22 protein-coding genes are annotated in these 20,517 nt (G+C 48.9%); 13 read left to right on the top strand and 9 right to left on the bottom strand.

Features of this window, described 5'->3' with window-relative positions:
• Positions 1 to 95 precede the first annotated feature (95 nt).
• The 8 genes from AB1757_16500 to AB1757_16465 all read left to right on the top strand — a co-directional run bounded on the left by AB1757_16500 (position 96) and on the right by AB1757_16465 (position 4,572).
• Entirely contained in the window at positions 96 to 590 is a 495-nt protein-coding gene (locus AB1757_16500; protein ID MEW6128641.1) for a single-stranded DNA-binding protein, read from the top strand.
• 269 nt (positions 591 to 859) lie between these two features.
• Positions 860 to 1,243, top strand: coding sequence for a VOC family protein (locus AB1757_16495; protein ID MEW6128640.1), 384 nt, complete (start codon positions 860 to 862; stop codon positions 1,241 to 1,243).
• Positions 1,244 to 1,310: 67 nt separating this feature from the next.
• Positions 1,311 to 1,775, top strand: coding sequence for a VOC family protein (locus tag AB1757_16490; GenBank protein ID MEW6128639.1), 465 nt, complete (start codon positions 1,311 to 1,313; stop codon positions 1,773 to 1,775).
• A 54-nt stretch (positions 1,776 to 1,829) separates the two neighbouring features.
• Positions 1,830 to 2,282, top strand: a complete 453-nt coding sequence (locus AB1757_16485; GenBank protein ID MEW6128638.1) for an SRPBCC domain-containing protein — start codon at positions 1,830 to 1,832, stop codon at positions 2,280 to 2,282.
• An 83-nt stretch (positions 2,283 to 2,365) separates the two neighbouring features.
• Positions 2,366 to 2,968, top strand: coding sequence for a dihydrofolate reductase family protein (locus AB1757_16480; GenBank protein ID MEW6128637.1), 603 nt, complete (start codon positions 2,366 to 2,368; stop codon positions 2,966 to 2,968).
• 119 nt (positions 2,969 to 3,087) lie between these two features.
• Positions 3,088 to 3,492: a DoxX family protein gene (locus AB1757_16475; GenBank protein ID MEW6128636.1), complete on the top strand. Its 405-nt coding sequence runs from the start codon at positions 3,088 to 3,090 to the stop codon at positions 3,490 to 3,492.
• A 43-nt stretch (positions 3,493 to 3,535) separates the two neighbouring features.
• Positions 3,536 to 4,030, top strand: a complete 495-nt coding sequence (locus AB1757_16470) for a pyridoxamine 5'-phosphate oxidase family protein (GenBank protein ID MEW6128635.1) — start codon at positions 3,536 to 3,538, stop codon at positions 4,028 to 4,030.
• Positions 4,031 to 4,053: 23 nt separating this feature from the next.
• Positions 4,054 to 4,572: a DinB family protein gene (locus AB1757_16465; protein MEW6128634.1), complete on the top strand. Its 519-nt coding sequence runs from the start codon at positions 4,054 to 4,056 to the stop codon at positions 4,570 to 4,572.
• Positions 4,573 to 4,623: 51 nt separating this feature from the next.
• On the opposite strand, the gene AB1757_16460 is transcribed toward AB1757_16465, so the two are convergent.
• Positions 4,624 to 5,475: a fumarylacetoacetate hydrolase family protein gene (locus AB1757_16460; protein MEW6128633.1), complete on the bottom strand. Its 852-nt coding sequence runs from the start codon at positions 5,473 to 5,475 to the stop codon at positions 4,624 to 4,626.
• 107 nt (positions 5,476 to 5,582) lie between these two features.
• On the opposite strand from AB1757_16460, the gene AB1757_16455 reads away from it, so the two are divergent.
• Positions 5,583 to 6,371 carry an SDR family NAD(P)-dependent oxidoreductase gene (locus tag AB1757_16455; protein MEW6128632.1) on the top strand — a complete coding sequence of 263 codons (789 nt, stop codon included), beginning with the start codon at positions 5,583 to 5,585 and terminating at the stop codon, positions 6,369 to 6,371.
• Between the two features lie 82 nt (positions 6,372 to 6,453).
• Here AB1757_16455 and AB1757_16450 read toward each other — a convergent pair whose 3' ends face one another.
• Positions 6,454 to 7,617: an FAD-binding oxidoreductase gene (locus AB1757_16450; GenBank protein ID MEW6128631.1), complete on the bottom strand. Its 1,164-nt coding sequence runs from the start codon at positions 7,615 to 7,617 to the stop codon at positions 6,454 to 6,456.
• A 106-nt stretch (positions 7,618 to 7,723) separates the two neighbouring features.
• Here AB1757_16450 and AB1757_16445 point away from each other — a divergent pair, with 106 nt between their 5' ends.
• The 3 genes from AB1757_16445 (at position 7,724) to AB1757_16435 (ending at position 11,967) form a co-directional block, all read left to right on the top strand.
• The gene (locus AB1757_16445; protein MEW6128630.1) at positions 7,724 to 10,027 is read left to right on the top strand and encodes a TonB-dependent receptor; all 2,304 of its coding nucleotides are present in this window, start codon (positions 7,724 to 7,726) and stop codon (positions 10,025 to 10,027) included.
• A gap of 247 nt (positions 10,028 to 10,274) precedes the next feature.
• Positions 10,275 to 10,721, top strand: coding sequence for a group 1 truncated hemoglobin (locus AB1757_16440; protein ID MEW6128629.1), 447 nt, complete (start codon positions 10,275 to 10,277; stop codon positions 10,719 to 10,721).
• Positions 10,722 to 10,998: 277 nt separating this feature from the next.
• The gene (locus tag AB1757_16435; GenBank protein MEW6128628.1) at positions 10,999 to 11,967 is read left to right on the top strand and encodes a DUF5700 domain-containing putative Zn-dependent protease; all 969 of its coding nucleotides are present in this window, start codon (positions 10,999 to 11,001) and stop codon (positions 11,965 to 11,967) included.
• A gap of 116 nt (positions 11,968 to 12,083) precedes the next feature.
• On the opposite strand, the gene AB1757_16430 is transcribed toward AB1757_16435, so the two are convergent.
• The gene (locus AB1757_16430) at positions 12,084 to 12,827 is read right to left on the bottom strand and encodes a DUF420 domain-containing protein (GenBank protein MEW6128627.1); all 744 of its coding nucleotides are present in this window, start codon (positions 12,825 to 12,827) and stop codon (positions 12,084 to 12,086) included.
• Positions 12,828 to 12,972: 145 nt separating this feature from the next.
• Here AB1757_16430 and AB1757_16425 point away from each other — a divergent pair, with 145 nt between their 5' ends.
• Positions 12,973 to 13,806: a lysophospholipase gene (locus AB1757_16425; protein MEW6128626.1), complete on the top strand. Its 834-nt coding sequence runs from the start codon at positions 12,973 to 12,975 to the stop codon at positions 13,804 to 13,806.
• A 352-nt stretch (positions 13,807 to 14,158) separates the two neighbouring features.
• On the opposite strand, the gene AB1757_16420 is transcribed toward AB1757_16425, so the two are convergent.
• The 6 genes from AB1757_16420 to AB1757_16395 form a co-directional block, all read right to left on the bottom strand.
• Positions 14,159 to 16,876: a hypothetical protein gene (locus tag AB1757_16420; protein ID MEW6128625.1), complete on the bottom strand. Its 2,718-nt coding sequence runs from the start codon at positions 16,874 to 16,876 to the stop codon at positions 14,159 to 14,161.
• Positions 16,877 to 17,213: 337 nt separating this feature from the next.
• On the bottom strand, positions 17,214 to 17,585 hold the full coding sequence (locus tag AB1757_16415; protein MEW6128624.1) for a roadblock/LC7 domain-containing protein: 372 nt from the start codon (positions 17,583 to 17,585) through the stop codon (positions 17,214 to 17,216).
• Between the two features lie 141 nt (positions 17,586 to 17,726).
• Positions 17,727 to 18,308, bottom strand: coding sequence for a 4-vinyl reductase (locus AB1757_16410; protein ID MEW6128623.1), 582 nt, complete (start codon positions 18,306 to 18,308; stop codon positions 17,727 to 17,729).
• A gap of 616 nt (positions 18,309 to 18,924) precedes the next feature.
• Positions 18,925 to 19,443, bottom strand: coding sequence for a DUF1877 family protein (locus tag AB1757_16405; GenBank protein MEW6128622.1), 519 nt, complete (start codon positions 19,441 to 19,443; stop codon positions 18,925 to 18,927).
• Between the two features lie 62 nt (positions 19,444 to 19,505).
• The gene (locus AB1757_16400; GenBank protein ID MEW6128621.1) at positions 19,506 to 20,045 is read right to left on the bottom strand and encodes a DUF1801 domain-containing protein; all 540 of its coding nucleotides are present in this window, start codon (positions 20,043 to 20,045) and stop codon (positions 19,506 to 19,508) included.
• The gene (locus tag AB1757_16395) at positions 20,026 to 20,379 is read right to left on the bottom strand and encodes a hypothetical protein (GenBank protein MEW6128620.1); all 354 of its coding nucleotides are present in this window, start codon (positions 20,377 to 20,379) and stop codon (positions 20,026 to 20,028) included. Before AB1757_16395 ends, AB1757_16400 begins: the two co-directional genes overlap by 20 nt.
• Between the last annotated feature and the right edge of the window lie 138 nt (positions 20,380 to 20,517).

Raw genomic sequence — 20,517 nt, 5'->3', positions numbered from 1 at the left:
TCACAGATGAAAAAATGTCTTGCAACTATGTTTCACTCGTGATACAGTAGGCGACGTCAGAAAAACAAGAAGAAAACCGAAGGAGAAACACTTCAATGGCCAGTTTCAATAAAATCACCATCGTTGGTTATCTGGGACGTGACCCGGAGATTCGTTATTCACCACAAGGAACCGCCATTTGCGATTTTTCAGTTGCGACCACTGAACGGCGCAAAGACCGTGCAGGTGAATTGCAGGAAGTGACGACCTGGTTTCGCGTCAGTCTTTTTGGACGGCAGGCTGAAATTGCGCATCAGTATTTAGCCAAAGGTCGGCAGGTTTATGTCGAAGGGACGCTTTCGCAGCGCGAATGGACAGATCAAAACGGCGCGACCCGAACCAGCCTTGAAGTGCGCGGCACCGATATTCAATTCATCTCGCCGATTTCAGAAAATGAACAGCCGCAAGCTGCGGTTGCCAAAGCCGGGGTCAGTGAAAATCGGCAAACGACAGTTACCGAGCGCAAATCACAAAGCAGTGGAAACACCAGAGCGAACCCTGCGCGGCAAGCAAACCGTGTGCAGTTTAACGAAGACGAAATTCCTTTTTAAGTAGGTCCCCTGATACAGCCGCTCCCGCTTCGGCGGGTGCCCTCTGTAGAGGTAAAGCATTCGCAGGTCGTCGTACGCCCCCGAATCTTTGAGCGAAGCCCCAATCGCTCAGATGCTTTGCCTCTACACTATTTTCCCAGCTCGGATCATTTTCTGGTTCAAAAATTCTTGCGAAAGGCGATGTTTCTGAACAAGGGGTAGCAATAATGATTATTGCCGCACGATGCTTACTGCAAAGTAAGACTTTGAAAGAAACCTCCTGAACAATTATGAAAATCAAACTCAGCAGTATCTTGGTTGATGAGCAGGCAAAGGCTCTGAAATTTTATACGGAGATTCTTGGCTTCGTTAAGAAAACGGAAATCCCATTGGGAGAAGCCAGTTGGTTGACCGTGGTTTCGCCTGATGGGCATGATGATATTGAGTTGGTTCTTGAACCCAACAGCAACCCGGCTGCGAAAACCTATCAGGCAGCTATCTATCAACAGCGAATTCCGCTGACCGCATTTGCGGTTGACGACATTCAAACCGAATACCAGAGACTGAAAAATTTGGGTGTGGTATTCAGCCAGGAGCCGACCAAAATGGGCGACGTTACGATTGCCATGTTTGATGATACTTGCGGAAATTTTATTCAGCTTTATCAGGTTTAAACGATGGCAATCCTGGTTGTGCACCCCTGGATTTCTCACAATATTACAAACAAAGGAGAGCAGGTTTATGGAGCAAGCAGCAAAAGCAGTAAAACCGATTCCCGATGGTTATCGCACCATCACCCCTTATCTGATTGTTGACGATGTGGCACCGTTAATCGAATTTTTACAAAAGGTCTTTGATGCCAAGACGCTTTTTTCGATGAGCCGCCCCGATGGCAAAATCGGTCACGCCGAAATCGAAATTGGCGATTCCAAAATTATGATTGGCAGCGCAATGGCGGATTGGAAAGCCTTGCCGAGCATGATTTACCTCTACATGCCCGACACCGATGCGACATACAAACGCGCGCTTGAAGCCGGCGCGAAATCCTTGATGGAACCCGCCGATCAATTTTATGGCGACCGCAATGCCGGCGTGCAGGATAGTTCGGGAGTAACCTGGTGGATTGCCACACACGTTGAAGATGTCTCACCCGAAGAGATGAAACGGCGTCACGATGAACATTTCAGTTCCGGGCAATGCAGTTGATTTCACCGACATCGGGACAGCAAAGGATTGGAGTCAGGCATAGTGAAAGCTGATATGATAAGCAAAGAAATTCGCCATTCATTTTTTATCAATGCACCGGTCGATACCATTGCAGACGCACTGATGGAGGAGAGGCATATTCAAAACTGGTGGACGAAAGAAGCGCTCATCAAGGATGGCAAAGGCACGCTCGGTTGGAGCGGCTATGGCTGGGAAGTCGAACTTCAGATGACGCGCGGCGATGTACTGAGTCCGGTGGTGTGGAAATGTCTGAGATCGAATATGCAGAACACCAATGCCTGGGAAGGCACGACGATTACTTTTGCCCTCGTCCCGCAGGGAACCGGTACACAAATCGATTTCTCGCAGGCAGGCTATCGGGAATCGCCGTGTTATGAGGTCTGCAATCAAGGGTGGGCGTTCTTCGTTGGTATCAGTCTCAAGCAATATATCGAGATGGGGAAAGGCATTCCCTATCCGGAAATGCAGGATACGAGTAAGGCTTGATGGCGCTGCAACGCCTACCCTTCTGTTTGGGCGGTTACCGTTCAACTCAACGTGGTGAACCCCTCATCAATAGGAGGCTGAGCATGGGAAAGATCATTGTAATTACAAATTTGACCCTTGATGGCGTTATGCAAGCGCCCGGTCATCGGGACGAAGACCCGCGTGATGGCTTCCGGTACGGCGGTTGGGCGGAACCCTTTGCCGCCATGCAACAGCCCGAAGTCAGCGCCGCCTTCGCTAACCTTGGAGCGTTGCTCTTTGGTCGAGTGACCTATGAACGCTTTGCTGCATTTTGGCCGACGCAAACCGATAACCCGATTTCAGAAACGCTCAACAACCTTCTTAAATATGTGGTCTCGACTACGCTTACCGAGCCGCTCCCGTGGATGAACTCCAAACTTATTCAGGGCGATGTGGCAAAGGCGCTGGAGCAGTTTAAAAAAGAGCAAGCGAGAGACCTGATGGTATTCGGCAGCGGTGTGTTAAGCCAATCGTTAATGCAGTGGCATCTGGTGGATGAATATGTGTTGTTGATTCACCCACTGGTTCTGGGAAGCGGTCGCCATCTCTTTATTGATGGTGGAACGCCAATCAATCTCCAACTGCGTGATGTCAAGGCAACAAACAACGGGGTGGTGATTGCAACCTATTTGCCTGTTCCATCTGATGGTGAGAAAACTGCCTGACCGTTTTTTTCATACTTGAAAAATGTTTCAGTTCACAGACAACCCTCCGGCGCACATCCTGTTGAAGTTGACAGGATGTGCGCGATTTTTTTTAACCGATTATGGAGCGAGGTCAATTTATGCAATCGAGTATACAAACCCCTACAGTTTCTAAAACCGCACTTTGGGTTGGACGCATCCTGAGCGGACTGACCGTCCTGTTTTTTCTGCTTGACGGCTTGATGAAATTGATTAAGCCGGAAGAGGTCGTGAAGGCAACCGTATATCTGGGATACCCGGAAAGTTCACTACTGCTGATGGGTATTACTTTGTTGGTGAGCACCGTGCTGTATATGATTCCGCGCACCTCCATTGTGGGCGCGATTTTACTGACCGGTTATCTTGGCGGAGCAACCGCGACCCATGTGCGCGTCGGCGATTCGCTCTTTTCGATTTTGCTGCCGGTCATCTTTGGGGTGTTGGTTTGGGGCGTGCTGTTTTTGCGCGATCAACGCTTGCGCGCGCTTTTGGGTCTGGGAAATTAAATGCATCACCGGTAGTTCGCTGCAACGCTCGATCAGGCATTTTATGATTTGGGAAGAGTTCAAAAAAGCTGCGCCGGAACTTGCCAGGCTCGGCGAAACGCGGTTTGCGGCAAGCGGCATGATATTGCTGGGAACGCTCAGGAAAAACGGCTTTCCGCGTATCACTCCGGTTGAAGCGTTCATCGTTGATGGGCATCTCTATCTTGGAATGATCTGGCAATCGCGCAAGGCTTTGGATTTACTGCGCGACCCGCGTTGCACGATTCATAACACCATCAGCAAAAAAGATGGCACCGAAGGCGAATTCAAATTATATGGTCGCGCAATAGCGATTACGGATTTGGCAATGCGCAAGCGCTATTGCGACACTTTATTTGAACTCATCGGGTGGAAGCCCGATGAACCGGAGTTTCACCTGTTTTCGATTGATATTGAAAGCGCCGCCTTCAACATCGTCGAAGATGAAGCGGTCGTTGCCCGTCGTTGGACGCCGGAAAGCGGTTTGCAAATTGTCAGAAGTTGGCGGGCGAGTCAGTAAACTATTTAATTGAATAAGAGGGAATGATGACAACCGAAAATGTCGAACGTTTTCGTCGCTGGTTTGATTATGAAATGGATGCCCATCAGCAAACCATCGATTCATTGAACGGCGTTGCCGATGATTTGCGGAAATTACCGGCATTTCAAGAAGCTGTCGATTTGTTTGCCCATTTGATGTGCGCGAGAAAGTTGTGGCTCTATCGCTTTGGGGTTGCCAATGAAGCGGTGACTGAACTTTTCCCGCGAGGTGTGGCACTGGAATCATTACAATCCATCGCCGATGAAGTTCATCAGGTCTGGAAAAATTATCTTAACCAGTTGGATGATGAGGGACTCCAGCGGTCATTTGTCTATCAAGCCTTTGACGGCGGTAAATTCAAAAACACCATCGGAGACATTCTCACGCAACTCTTCGGGCATTCGTGGTATCATCGCGGGCAAATCGCTCACCTCCTTCGCGCCATCGGCGCAGAACCCGCCGCAACCGATTTTGTTTACTGGTGTCGCGAAGCGATTCCTGACGCAGCGGCTTCCAGATAAATCGCTTGCTGAACCTGCATGGTGACCTGCTCAATCTGGGTTGAGCAGGCTTCAGGCTACGGGGTTTTCCAAAGTGCCGATGCCGGTGATGTTGATGCTCACCAGGTCGCCCGATTGTAGTGTGAATTCGTCAGGCGGTACGATGCCGGTTCCGGTCAGCAGGAATACGCCTGCCGCAAAGGTCAGTTCACGAAACAGGTAAGCCGCAAGTTCTTCCGGAGCGCGTCGCATCTGCGCAGTTGAAGTCTCGCCTGTGAATATCATCTCAGCATCGCGCGCAATCGTTATCTGGATTGTGCGTATGCTTGGGTTGCCATCGTTCAAAGCGATAACCGGTCCCAGGGCGCAACATCCGTCGTAAACTTTGGCTTGTGGAAGGTAGAGTGGGTTTTCGCCTTCAATCGAGCGTGAGGACACATCATTGCCGATGGTGTATCCGACAATCGCGCCGCTTACAGCAAGCACCAGCGCCAGTTCAGGTTCAGGCACATTCCAGGCGGAATCGCGGCGGATGCGAATCGGTTGTCCTGTGCCGACAACGCGGGCAGGGGTCGCTTTTAAAAAAAGCTCAGGGCGCTCGGCATCGTAAACCAGATCGTAAAAATCGCCGCCCTGTTCGCTCTCTTCCATACGCGCAACTTTCGAGCGCAGGTAAGTCACCCCGCTCGCCCAGACTTCTTGCGAATCAAGCGGCGCAAGAATTGATGGGCTTTCGGTCAGCGGGAACTCGCGGGCGCGCGAAAGCGCATCGTAGATGGCGGCGACCGGGTCAGACAGAGAAAGCCAGGTGGAGAGATCGGTGAAGGCTCTGGCGACGGCGCTGAGGTCATAATCCTCACCATCGATTTTTAAACCCAAGCGCGCGCCCTGCGAATTGGAATAACGAAAGATATGCATGGTCATTTCGGAAATAGAAAACAAAATCGAAGCCGACAAACTATAGGTGATGCGCGAAGTCAGGCGCAAGCCAGCGCCTCGATGGGCAGGGAACTTAGAAAGGAGAGTGCCTGATGGTTGAGTTGCAAGGCAAAATAGCGTTGGTTACGGGCGCGAGTCGCGGTGTTGGCAAAGGCATTGCGCTCGAATTGATGGAGGCGGGCGCGACGGTTTATATCACCGGACGAACCGTTGAAGATATGCAATACATCAGTGACGCTAAATTGGCGCTTTGCTGTGACCATCGCGATGACGCTCAGGTGCAAGCGGCATTTCAACGAATTCTCCAGGAACAAGGACGACTCGATGTACTGGTGAACAACGTTTGGGGCGGCTACGAAAACATGATTGAAAACGGCGAGTTCACCTGGTCGCGTCCATTCTGGCAACAACCCTTATGGCGATGGGATGCGATGTTTCAAGCAGGAGTGCGTGCCGCGTATGTCGCCAGTCAGTTGGCGGCGCAGGTGATGGTGGCTGCGCGCAGCGGTGTAATCATCAATATCTCATTCTGGGCGGCGCAAAAATTTATTGGCAATGTCGCTTACGGGGTAGCGAAAGCCGCGACCGACAAAATGACTGCGGATATGGCGCACGAACTTCGCGAGCACAATGTTGCCGTTGTATCGCTTTATCCGGGACTGGTAAGAACCGAAAAGGTGATGCAGGCAGCCGCATGGCTTGACCTCAGCAATTCCGAATCGCCGCAATTTATTGGACGCGCGGTTGCAGGGCTTGTGGCTGATGCAAAACGAATGGAACGAAGCGGCAAAGTCTTGATTGCGGCAACGCTTGCCCGGGAATACGGGTTTACTGATATTGACGGAAAAAGTCCCCGACCGCTCTCTTTGCAGGAAGTATAAATAATGCAATGCAAATGTTGGCTCTCACAAATTCAAATGCCGGACTGCGTTATTCAGTTGTCGCTCTGAAAATCAATCTCAATTACACAACATTCAATTCACCCTGGCTTTCGCCATTGGCAAATCGCGTGAATGAAAATGGTGAAATATCCAAATCCTTGACCACGCCATCAATCATCAAATCGGCAAGCAGACGACCGGCAGCCGGTGAATGTTGAAAGCCATGTCCGCTGAAGCCGTTAATCATATAAAACCCTTTTACGGTCTCTGCTTCATCAATAATCGGATTGCCATCGGGCGACACTTCATAAAGCCCAGCCCACGCATGCGCGATACCCAAATCCGTTAGCACCGGCAAACGTCCGGCGGCGCTTGCATAAACCTTTTCTAAAAATTCCCAACTGACCGACAGATTAAAACTCGTCGGCTCGTCGCGGTCAGACATGCCAAACAGCACACCTGCGCCTTCGCGATGAAAATAAAAAGTCGTCGCAAAATCGATAACCATAATCCGCGAAGTCGGCGCAAGGTGGGCGCGTTCGCCAAGCGGTTCGGTGATGAAGATGTGACGGCGAAAGGGAAGCACAGGGATATCAAGCCCGACCATCTGCCCGATTTCGCGCGCAAGGGGACCTGCGGCGTTGACCACGCGAGGCGTCGCAATCGTACCTTGCGTGGTTTCAACTTCAGTGACCTTATGGTTTGTGGTTTTGATGCCGGTCACGACGGTTTCTTTGACAATGTCCACGCCTGCCGCCTGCGCCGCTTTGGCAAACCCAAGGGTTACGCCGTTCGGGTCGGCAATGCCATCCTGCGGGCAAAAGCTTGCTGCCATTAACCCATCGGTTTTCAACCCTCGTGCTAATTTTTTAGCATCATCGGGGGTGATGAGTTCAACCTCGATGCCCAGTCGCCGTTGCATCTCGATGTTTTGCCGGAAGGCGGCGACATCGTTTTCGTTGGAGAGTAAAAACAGATAACCGTGCGGGTGAAAATCAATCTCGTAACCGACCGCTTCTTTGAAATTTCGCATCAATCGGATGGATTCAATGGAGAGCTTTACATTGAGTTCACTGGAAAATTGATGGCGAAAGCCTCCGGCGTTGCGTCCCGTCGAACCCATTGCCAACCAGGGTTCACGTTCAACCAAAACGACATCTTTTACACCGCGACGCGCGAGATGAAAAGCCACACTTGCGCCCATACACCCGCCGCCGATGATGACAACCTCTGCGCTCTTTTTCATAATTATCTAACTGGCATTAAAAAGTTTTTCAGGTTACAAATCTACTCTTCGTCGAAACCCGTACCTTAAATGTACAAGAATGGGCATTGTAATTGTTGAGCCGTTAATGACAAAGATGAAAGCGATAAAATTTGTAATAACCTTAATTGGATTGATGGTTTGTCTGGTGACCGCGCCGGCGCAGACCGCTACGAAACGCGCCTTGTCGGGGATTGTGGTCAATGAAAAAAATGAATCGGTCGCAGGCGTGACGCTGATTATTAATTCCCCATCAGGCGAATTAAAAACGGTGACGGATGGGGATGGGCAATTTAATTTGCTGATTCCGCATTCGGCGTTTACGTTGCGCATCGAGGGCAAATATGTGATTGCGCAAACCCGCGAGTTCAGTGCAAACGAAACGGCGGAAAATCTCACCCTACAGATTCGTTTTTCGGTGCCGCCGGTTCACGAAAGCATAGTGATTACGGCAACCCAGTTGGAACCGGCGATTGATCGGAAAAACGATGCCATCTATAAAAACACCTTGTTTGCCAGAGACGACCAGATTTTTCATACCCTCGACGCGGGGATTAACGCAGGGCAACACGAAGGCGGCGGCAAATCCGTAGAGGTGCGCCGGTTCGGTTTCAATTTAGACCACGGCGGCGTAAGCGGCGGTCTGAAAGTTCTGGTCGATAACGTTCAGCAAAACCAGAGCACCCAAGGACACGGGCAAGGTTATCTTGGGCAACTCAAATCGCTCACCCCGGAACTGGTCGAAGATGTCGATATTTTGAACGGGCCGTTCAGCGCCGAATACGGCGATTTTTCGGGGCTTGGGGTGGTGCACATTCGATTGAAAGAAACGCTTCCGCAACAACTCACTTTGCGACTACAGGGCGGGTCGTTTGATTCCTTTAGAAATTTTTTAGCTTATAGCCCGCAACTCAAATCCGCCGATGCTATCCTGGCTTACGAACTCTCGCAAAGCGACGGACCTTTTGTGAATCCCTTGCGTTACCGGCGCGATAACCTCACAGCAAATTACACCCACCGGTTGAATATGGAGGAGAAGCTTGGCGTTAAATTTAATTTCGGGCGCAATAACTTTTATTCATCGGGACAAATTCCGCTTGATGAAGTTGCCGCCGGGCGTCTTGACCGTTTCGGGGTTATTGACCCGGATAATGGCGGCAGAATCAAAACCGCTAACGCCGGCATCTATTACCGCAGAGATTTCGCGTCGGGCGCGATATTGAAAGCCGATACTTTTATGGCGCGTTCGTTGTTTGATTTGTTTTCAAATTTCACCTTCTTTTTGAATGACGAAATCAATGGCGATGAAATTCAACAACACGATTCGCGGTTGCAGGAAGGCGCGAATGTGCAATTGTTAAAACCTTATAAACTATTCGGACAAAGCGCGCTGTTGGTGAGCGGCGCAAATTTTCATGCCAATCAAATCAATGTCGGGTTGTATAACACCGTAACCCGCAATCCGATTGCCACGGCAAGCAAAGCCCAGGCGAAGGTCACCAATGCGGCTGGTTACGCGCAAAACACCATTGATTTACTGAATGCGCGATTGAGAGTGACGGGCGGATTGCGGTATGACTATTTTCATTTCAATGTCGAAGATAAAATCGTGCCCGAATTTTCCGGCGCGCGCAGTGCCGCGCGCTTTCAACCGAAAGCCAGTTTCGCATTGACGCCATCGGCGCAAATCCCCGCGAATTTTTATTTCAATTACGGCAGAGGCATTTCCAGTCAGGATGCGCGCGGCATCGTTCAACGACCCGAAGGTGAACGGGTATCGACGACAGATTTTTATCAAGCGGGCACAGCGTATCATTTCAAACGCCTGTCGGTAAGCGGCGACCTGTTTTTGATTGATCGCTCAAATGAGCAGGTCTATATCCCCGATGATGGCAGCATCGAATTCAAAGGACCAAGTCGCGCCAGCGGCTTTGAAGTGAAGACTGCCGCGCAACTGACGCGCTACCTTGCATTCAATGCCGGAGTGACTAAAGTGATGAATGCTTACTATCGCGGCACTTCACCGCGAGTCTATGTCGATAGCGCGCCGCACGTGGTTTCCAATGCGGCGCTCACTTTAACCAACTGGCGCGGATTTAGTGGCTCTTTGCGGATGCGTTATACCAACAGCTACCGGCTGGATGGCGAAGACCCGGGCATCTTGGCATCCGGTTTAACCGTGATGGATTTGAGCCTCGCCAAACGCTTGCGCTCGTGGGTTGATGTCAACCTGTCGATAGATAACCTGACCGATAAACGCTATTTTGAAACCCAGAACTATTTTGCATCGCGTGTGCGACCGGGTGAGGCAGCGATTGCCCGCATCCATGCAACCCCCGGTTATCCGATAACTGTCACTGTGGGATTGACCTTGCGATTTTTTGGCAAATAGCTGTTTGATTGCGGCGGTTGATTGAAAGTTAAGGCGGACGAGACGGCTGATTGATTTTTTCAGCGGTGGTAAACATGACCGGCAATTATTTTTTGAAATATTTTTTTCCGTAAAAACCCAAAACAAATCCGATTTTGTGGGACTCGCGTAAATCCCTGTGTAAATCGCAAACGCAAAAAGATCTAAAAAATTAGATGGCTTTATTGCGTATTTAATCATTAACAAACTCTGAAAGGATTGGCTGAATATGAAAAGAATATTGACAGTGATGATGGTTGTGTGTGCCTTGGCGATTGGTTCGGTGTTTGCAGAAGACGGAATGAAAAAATCGTTGTATGAGCGTCTGGGCAAGAAAGAAGCGATTACCGCAGTGGTCGATGAATTCCTCAAAAATGTTGTCGGGGATGATCGCATCAACAAATTTTTCGCCGATACGGTTAAGGATCAGAAACAGGTTGCCAAATTGCGCAACAACCTGATTGACCAGATTTGCGAAGCCACCGGCGGACCCTGCAAATACAAAGGCAAAAACATGGAAAAAGCTCACAAAGGCATGAATATCAGCGATGCCGATTTCGGCGCACTGGTTGAAGACCTGGTGAAAGCTTTAGACAAATTCAACGTTCCGGCAGCCGAAAAGAATGAATTGCTCGGCGCGCTCGCTTCATTGAAAGGCGACATCGTCGGCAAATAGTTCGCAAAGCAAATAACTTTAAACTCGGTTCTTCAGCCTGAAGGGTAAAAGCCTTTCAGGCTTTTTTATTTGACTAGCGAATAACTCAACCGTTCCAACTAACGTCTCGTCTCAATTTTTAAGGGAACAAAGATTCGCGCAAACCAGTTTGTGGTTGCGAGGTGAATGTATGAAGGTCAGAGCTTTTCTATTTAACAAATTATTTGCAAGTTTTTGCCTGTTTCTTGCATTAAGCTTACAAGTTTTTGCAAATGCCCGGAGCCAGACGAAGGTCAATGTGAAAATCGATACAGCGGAAGCCGAAGCGGCGCTTGCCATCATCGAAAAAAAACAACGGAATCAACCGCTAAGCGAAAGCGATTGGTCGAGACTGTTTAACAGTGAAGGTTATGTGCGGTTGAAAAAACGTGAAGCGCAATTCAAACGTCCGTTTACCGACGAAGAGTTCAAAGAGTTTATGCTCTCGGATGCGCTCGCGCAAAAAGCGACGGCGCTTGCTGAAACCTTAAAGAGTTGGCAAGGCGCAGACGTGCAGGCGGTTGCCGGTCGCGCGCTCGCCTATTTGCCTAAAAATGCCCGAATTCAAGCGAAAATTTATCCGATGATTAAACCGCAGGAAAACAGTTTCGTTTTCGAGGTCAATAGCGACCCGGCGATTTTTCTTTATCTTGACCCAATGGTGAGTCAAAGCCGCTTTGAAAACACCCTGGCGCATGAACTCCATCACATCGGTTATGGCAGCAGTTGTCCGACCCAGCAAATGAAAGCGGTGAATGCCAAACTCCCAGCGAAAACCCAAGCGGTTGTGCAATGGCTGGGGGCATTCGGTGAAGGTTTTGCGATGATTGCGGCAGCCGGTGGCGCGGACGTTCACCCGCATGCGGTGAGTAACGATGAAGAACGAATTCGTTGGGATAAAGATGTCGCGAATTTTAATCAGGACTTGCGAACGGTTGAAAAATTTTTCTTCGATGTTCTGGAAAATCGCTTGAATGAAGAGGAAGAAAATAAGATGGGCTTTTCGTTTTTCGGTGTGCAGGGTGCCTGGTACACCGTCGGCTGGAAAATGTGTGTGGTGATTGAAAAGACCTTGGGGCGGGAAAAATTGATTGAGGCATTCTGCGACCAGAAATTATTGCTGCCGACCTATAACGCGGCGGTTAAAAAATATAATCAAGCGCATAACCAATCGCTGGTTGAATGGTCGCCAAAACTGATTCAGGCAATAAACGGCGCAATAAAGTAGCGGGTAAATGAATTGTTTGAATGATTCGAGTGGTAGAACCTTTTAGGTGAATTGAAAAAAGCGGCACGAAAGGATGCCGCTTTTCATTAGAAACAATTGGTTGTTGCGCTGATTTTTTAAGGCTCGACTTTCACTACGCCTGCCATGTCGTGCCCGCCTTTTTCGCCGTGCAATCCGCAGAAATAAGGAAAGGTTCCCGGCGCGTTGAAGGTATGTTCAAAACGCCCGCCCACCGGAAGCACCTCGGATTTGAAGGCATCGTCATCGGCTTCAATGGTGTGTTTGCCGATTTCATCTATCCATTCAACCGTGGTTCCCGCTTTGACGGTTATCTCTTTCGGTTCAAATTTGAAATTGGTGAGTTTAATGGTGACTTTATTGGGCGCAGTTTTTTGCGTCTCGGTGGTTGTCATCGACGTTGTCGGTTGAACCGGGGCTTGATGAACATACCAGTAATAATAAACCCCGAAGCCGAACAGCAGGACAGCCCACCACAAAGCGAGTTCGGTGCGCATCCAGGGTTTGTAATTATCGAAGCGTAATTTTTTCGGCACCAGATTGGTCGCCGCAACCAGCACGATGTAAAGCCCCAGCAGTTCGGCAATCGTTCCCAATCCCGCGTGAATCAACGCGACCAGATAATAGGGGTCATTCAAGCCTTGCGGAATTTGCGGTTGCACCTGCCGATGAAACGAAGGTGACATCACCAGAAAAATCATCACCAGATTCAGCAGCATCACCGACGATTGGCAATATTTATGCGCCGTATAATTTTTTTTGCGCGCCAGCGCCCAACCGACGAGCAGCGCCAGCCCCATCACGATCTGCACAACGAGATTGAGATTCGGGTAATTCATCATTCGCTCCTGATTATGGTTATTGAATAAATATTTGTGAAATACCGCACATCAATACGCGAAAACTCATCTGCGCGGATTGATGTTGCAAAAAAATCAGCTGGCGCATAACCTGTGCGACACTTTGAAAATTTACTGAGGGGAATCAATGAACTACATCGAAGAACAGAGAGTCGTTGCGGATAAGACTAAACTCTACCTGCGGCGTTATGCATCGGCTAACTCACCAACCGAAATTGTCATTGTGCATGGATTCGGCGAACATTCGGGAAGATATGAACTGCTGGTTGAACATCTGTTGGCGCAGGGATTTTCGGTCACTACTTATGACCATCGCGGGCATGGTAAATCCGCAGGGCTTTACGGGCATGTGGATGGGTTCGCGGATTACGAAGATGACCTCGAATTCATCGTCTCGGCGATTTACGCTGAACAGCAACCGAAAAAACTTTTTCTCGTCGGGCACAGTATGGGAGGACTTGTGGCGCTCAGGTATTTAATGAAGCCGCGCGCCAACATTAGCGGCGCAGTGATTTCCGCGCCGCTAGTCGAGATTGCCGCCAAGGTTCCGGCAAGCAAATTACTGATTGCCAAAATCAGCGCCAAATTATTGCCGCGAATGCGTATGCAAAATGAAATCAATCCGGCGGTCTTGAGCCGCGATGCCAGCATCGGCAAGGCTTACGCGGCAGACCCGCTGGTTGGCAAAATGGTCAGTTCGCGATGGTTCGTCGAAGCGGTAAAAGCCATGAATGAACTGCAATATCAGGCTTCACAGATTACTTTGCCACTACTGGTCATGCATGGGACAGAAGATAAGCTGGCAAGTTGTGAAGCGACGAAAAAACTATTTTCACAAATTCGTTCGGCGGATAAAGAGTTGAAAATCTACGAAGGCTACTACCACGAGTTGTTCAATGAACCCGAAAAGCAGGAGGTTTATGAGCGGGTTTCCGAGTGGCTCAATTCACGGTCAGGTTGAGCGACAGGCGGGAATTTCAATGGCGCATTTGCAACCTCGCCAAAAATCGAGCCTTCGACTTATCTTGGGTTGCATCGTTTGGCGCTGTGCAACTCAGGAATAAAAAATGGTGGTTTGCAAAACGATTTACTGAGGTTGAGAGAGCAGTCTCTGACCGCGATAAAGACCTTAAAGTAAACGCCATCGCAAATTGCTCTGGAGGCTCACATTGATTTTATTTTTATATAGCGCCAGACATCAGGGAAATTGCTTATCACCGCAAAAAACACAAACAGCAACAAGATTCCTGATACGATATACCATATGTTCATTATGAAAATCTCCTTCACAAGTCCTCAGGTTTAAGGACAGGTTAATCACCGTTTGCCATCCGGGTCACCGGCAGAGTTTTTAAATTTGAAATTTCGTCGCCCAGGCGATGGCTCAGAAATATCTGGTTAATAATAATCATTGTGCCAACGATGACTAAAAACAAATTCACCGGTTCGCCCGATTCGCCAAATATCAACAGGTAGACAGCTCCTTGAACAAAAATCAGGCAGACGAGATAAATCAGCAACGCCGGTTGCCGCGATACCATGAACAGGTAGAGCAACAGAATGGTGGCAGCGCCGAGGTAATACACATGTCCGTTGTGTAAGCTTTCGGCGAACGCCCAGACCGGGTAGCCCAACATCATCACCATAATGGTGATGGGCAATAAATTTTTCCACACGAAACGAATCCCACGTTTGAACCGTCCGCTTGCGGGCGCTTGGCGATTGACGGTGGTTGATTGGTGAGCGGGCGTTTGCGCTTTACGCAACAGCCTGAAACATAAATAGAGTCCAAACAGACTCAGGTAATATTCGGTCATCGCAATTTTTAAATGCATGCCGAGCAGATAAAAGGCTGCGATGAAAGCGAAAGCGGTTATGTCCTGTAATAATCTTCGCTTGTGAATAAAGTACAGAAACAGGTAAAGCGCGGCGACCAGAAACGCCGCAATAACCGGCAAGGAATTTTCCAGGCGATTGATGATTGCCAGCAATAGCGATAGCAATGCCAGACCGTGAATGATTTGTCGCAAAGCGGTTCGCGCGAGTTGTTCGGATGGTCGATTCGGCAGCAGAAAATTGCCGCCAAGATGTAACCAAGCCCAGAGCGCCAAGGTGAGGGCTTCATAGCCAACCGGTAAGCCTAGCGGTTGAAGCGCAGCAATCACAAAGGCTGCGCCCGCCAGATGTGCTACCCAGTAACCGACCATCTTCAAGCGTTTGAATTGTATGATGACTTGTCTGTCAATCACCTCTCTGCCCGGCTCCCAGGCGACGGGCGATTGATTTTCTCCAAGCCCGATGAGCAACCCCAACCAGAGCGGCAGAAAAACGACAGGCGAAAATTGTCCCCATCCCCAATCGACAACGGCTACGGTGACGCTGAGGGCAAATCCCCAGAACAGCGTCAAGCGAGCTTCAAAATGCATCTTGGTGGCAAATCGCAACCAGCGATAGATGCCGACCAAACCGACGGAAAGCAGGCTGAGCAACAACAGGCTGATTCGTTCAGGAAGCCGGACGGTCGCCAGGCTTGCGGCGGCAGTGACCATAAAGAGAAAACTCAGATGCATCCAGGATGAACGTTCACTAACTGACCGCCACAAAAACAGCAGCGCGCTACAGAAGATAATCATCATTGCGAGGTCTAGGCTGTAAACTGCCGTGAATGCCGAAAGCAAGAGCGCGATATAACCCGCTACTTTGAGGGTCACCATCGGATAAAGCGGGTTGGGGTTTTTGCTGATGATTAAATAAATGACCGCGAAAATAAACGGCACCAGCGCCGCGCCATACACAGTTGCCGACATCGCCAACCAGAATCCTGTGCCGGCGGCGACCAACAATAAAAGCGGCAGATAAGCAGTAATGGTGATGAATGAAACATTGAATACCAGCCCGAATTGAGTAAAGGCAATGCTTGGATGGCGACGCTTCCAATAACTCCCGCTTAAAAAGGCGACGCTCACGCCAATCAGCGAGATTGGCGCAAGTAAAGAGATTTGATGGGGGAATTGAAACGTAAATGGCAATGCCAGTGGTTGCGTAACCGGCAATTGAAAATGGATGTGGGTCAAGACCAACCAGAAAGGCGTCCAGAAAAATATCAGAGCCAATCCGAGAAATACGGATAGCCAGTGAGCGGCTTCCTGGAAGGGATAGAATCGATAGGCTCTCAGATAAATTCCCATCAGGGTCAGCAGGCAAACCCAAAGCGTCGTGGCGACGATATAACCGGCGATGGGTGAGTTAAAGTAATAAAGGCAAGCTGTGAAAAATGTGGTCAACGCCAGGAAAAATGCCAAGCCGAAAAAGCGATTGGCGTGACCGAAAGCTTTGGTCGTCCAGGCAAGCCGGAAAAGAATGACCGCGATGATAAAAAGCGCCAGCAGGTATTCACCTCTGGGTTCGGCGCTGAAAGCCATGACCGTCACAAGCGTATTGGCGAGCAGCACGCCGACCGTAGAAAAAGAAAAATGGTTGTCGGGTTGCAGTTTGCCATAGGTCGTGATGGCTTGATACGCAAGCGCAAATCCGATAAGTAACCAGACAATCGTGTTGGAAGACCAGTTCAAGGTGAAGCGCGTCAGGTAAAGTAATGTCGCAATCGAGCCGGCGAAAAAGTATGGATAAAACACTACGGAAAATCGCCTTCGTTCGCGACGCAAATATCCCATCAGGTGATAGGTCACGCCGACCAATAACACCGTCGATGCGCTGTGAAAAATGTTCCCTTTGAGCAACACGGTATAGAGAAAGAAGGGTGCATAGAGGTTGAGCGGAAAGATGACATCTCCGAGAACCAGCAAGGTTGTGCCGAATGCAAAGGTTTGCGGGTTTCGACGGGCAAAATGACCGGTCGTCCAAGCCACGACGTTGATGGCGCAAAAGGTCAGCGCGAGTACGCCGGTTGCCGCATTGGGATTTAGGGTGACTTGAATCGAATAGGCGGCGCTGGATAGAAAAACAATGGCTACGCCGATATACCCGACGATGGCGGTAAGTTTACTGAAGCGCAATTGGTAAATCTCCATAACTTTTTCCTCTTCATCCCCAGCCGTCAAAGTTTGTGCGTTGCTGAGTAAGCCCTGGCTTTTAGGTTATCGGGGTTACACAAAATTGTTTGTAATTTCGCTGGGGGACAGAGGCGGCTCAAAGAAAATCCTGAGCGGTCGTTGTTAATCGAAGGGCGCGTATTGACAATTATCTGAAAGCTCATCAAGGCAAAGTCACCGGTTTAAATCTGAAGCGACAATTGGCTGCGACCTGGTGTGCGAGTTGGCAAAGCCCCGATATTTTCAAATGCAGACTTCCGACAATCGGAACTGGCGGTTATAACGGTCATCGACGTTTGCTTAACAAACCACACCTTTACACGAGAACCGATAAGCGGCTTGCCAGACGAAAAGCTTCTGCGGATATCGCTTCAAGTTTTGTCTCTCCATTAATGATGACTGCGAGAATGGCGCTTTTTCCGACGCGAAACAATAGAACCGCGCCGGTATCGCCTTTCAATTGGATTTGTTTGGCGTCACCCAGCCGCATGTAGGTACACATCTTGTTTGCAATCGCCAGCAGTGCGGCGCTGGTCGACCCTACCTGTACTTTTTCGACCATTGAAAGTGACGTGCTTTCCAGGACACTGCCTTCGATTCTGGCGAGCGCGACCGCCTGAATGTTGGGGTTGGTTTCCTGTAAAGATTGGAGCGCATGAACGATTTCGGTATTCGATGAACTAAGCATTTTCACCCCTCTCCCTTGACAATCTTGTTTTAAGAATTGCCTGCAAAAACCTGTCTGCCAAAAATAAAAAACCAGGAACTCGCAACCTGGTGCGCCCGACCAATGGGAGGTTGAATCAGCGGGCAGGGGAAATTGATTTGACTACAGCAAGCTGACTTCGACTTCACACCACTTATCGCCCATCGCGATACATTTTGTCTCTTGAGTCTTCACCCGCAGTCCCATAAAAATGTCGGCAAATTCGGTGAGCAACCCTTGATTGAGATAACAAAACGGCGTGTTGCGCCTGAGTTCCCGACACTCCGGGCAGTTGTCGATGGTGATGACCAGCAAGGATTCGCCGCGCATGGTCGCCCGCACCACGCCCGGATTATCTTTGGCTGCCAGCACTGCCGCCTGTCCGATAGCCGGTAATTTGTTTGCTGCATATTGAAATTGTTCAATCAGGCGTTTGATCTGACCGGCTTTCTCCTCATTCATTTTTTTCATTAATATCTGCCCGGTTTGAAAAGCCACCATGCTGAAGCTTTCTTGTAAAAACTCCAACAAGGTATCGCGATAACGCAGATATTCATTAAGCGGAATCTGTTCCGGCAAGGTTTCCGGGTGGGTGAAATCCATCATTCCGGGCTGCCCCAAAAGCACCTGTACGAGCGTCTCCCCGCCGATTTGCTTTAAGGATTCCAACCCGGCAACCACCAGACTTTTTTCTAAAGTTTCCATGTCCTCCACGATTCACTTTCTCCTTACAAAGTTGGAACAATTAATGTCCGGCAATTTGTCTGTGCCGAAAGGGCTGAATTTAATTAGGCTGGGTGCTGATACCGGTTGCTCTCTGCCATCGCGATTGAGCGATCATCGGACTGACTACAGCTTTGCTGCAACCTCCAATCAACCGAATCCCCAGGTGAATTTAAGTGCGGTGTGAGTTGAATTCGGATTAATCGGGTGCTCGCCTTGAGGAGTTGCGTTTGCGAGAGCAGGTATTGAAGAACAGACAGGCGAACATCGTAAGCATCCGGTCATTAATAAATTCGCAATTTATTCAAATAAAAAAACTGTCATTTGACAATTTATTACGATTTTCTCTGGTTCGTCATTCTTATATTGAGGAAAGATCCAGAGACTTTGTCGTCAATTTAATGGTTCCCCTATATGTTTATCAACTTCGTAGTTTAACGCCGAGCCTATTATCTGCCGCTCAAAGCGGAAGTCAACAGTTTTTTAGGTTGGATTCCGCTGCCGGTGCAGACTCCCTCGCCTATAAAAAACTCAAGATTGCCAGAGACGAACGGCGCTGTGAAAGAAGCCTTTGGCGCATTTTCGTGAGCCTCTCGGGTTAATCCTCATCCTCAAAATAAAGCTCGGTATTTTGATAAGCGATGACTGCGCCTTTGCCTTGCTCGGCGGTGCGCTTGATGAAGAGTTGAAGATAAAAATACAGCTCGCGAATATTGCTGAGCAGGTCGTTATCTTCGCCGTCCGCTTGCCAGCGTTCAGGGTAGATATGATTTGCGTCAAGCGTTTTGAGGTCATATAACTCTTCGCCGAAATCATCAGGGCTGATGTTGGCGATGGCGGCATTGAAGCGAGCCACCTGTTCGGGATTGAGATAGCGCACCTCTCCCATTTCGTTCTGACCGATGGTTTCACCGCCTTTAAACAAATAGCAGAGCGGTTCAGCGCCACCATCGCTTATGCCTGTGAGCAGATAGGTCAGGGCCTGCCAGTAGAAATGAATATCGACTTGCGAAGGCGCAGCTAAAAAAACCTTTAACGCCTGCGGGTCGACTCGTAGTTCGGCGACATCGCTTACCGACCTGAGACTACAGGTTTTGCCATACACCGATTTTCGCATCGCATTCTCCACAGGTGATTTTTATAGGTGGTCGTAGAGCAGAACATACCTGATAGCAGCTATCATTTTTTGCCTTTTGCCGCAGCTTTTTCAAGATTTTCTTTTACTCTGAATTTCACCATTTTGCTGATCAGAGCGAAAGGTATCGGTTTATTCAAAGGAAATCTCACTGCGCCTTTTGAATTTTCGTAAGCCGATAATTCCGCTTTGAATTGCTCAATCGCGCCTGGCGTTGGATAAAACCCGATATGATTTTTGAACGCCGCAAAATGCACCAGATTGCCGTTTAAAGTAAAAGTCGGCATACGATATTTAATGGCTTCTTGGGCTTTCGGCGCAGCTTTGCGAATAGTCTGTCTGATGTTTTCGAGAAGCCGCTGAATATCATCAGGGAAGCCGGCAATATACTCATCAATGTTTTTAGGCGTTGTTTGATTCGTTTTCATCATAATTCCCCATAATTCCGAGCAATACTTGAACCATTCAACCAGACAATCAAAGATGGTGTGAGCTACTTCAATTCCTTGTTGTAGTAGCCCACAAAATCGAAGTAAGTTAGCCCATCTATAGATAGATTGTCTTCTATTTCCTGAACTCGCCAATAATGCTTTGAATAATCATCAGAAGCCAACCGTCAAATTGCTTGAGTAATTCGATTATAAAAAGCTTAACTTCCGTAATTCCAGGAACTCTTCCACTGACATCTGCGACTATGGTTATAGAGGGTTTGTTGCCAAGCTTACTTAAAAGGTTTTGATAATCCTCGGATTCAAATTCCGTTTGATAGTCATGGTAAAACTCAATATAAAGAACGGGAGTTTTTTCATTTGGATAGCGCCACATTCCATCAGCACTACGCATACCAACAAACGAGGTTAGCCACTCAATAACTTCTTCTTCAGGTGCATTCTTGAGATGTCCGAAAACTGATCTCATCTGTTTGTGTATAGAGACTGAATGGCTAATGGGTGTTTAACAGCTATTCCGTAAGTCGGGATTGTTGATTTGGAGTAAACCACAATTCCCACTAACCCCATGTCTGAGAGGTGATGTTCGATCCCTCTAGCTCCGGAA

Source organism: Acidobacteriota bacterium (genome assembly GCA_040754075.1).
Taxonomy (GTDB): Bacteria; Acidobacteriota; Blastocatellia; order UBA7656; family UBA7656; genus JBFMDH01.
This window is presented reverse-complemented; position numbering and strand designations above follow the sequence as displayed.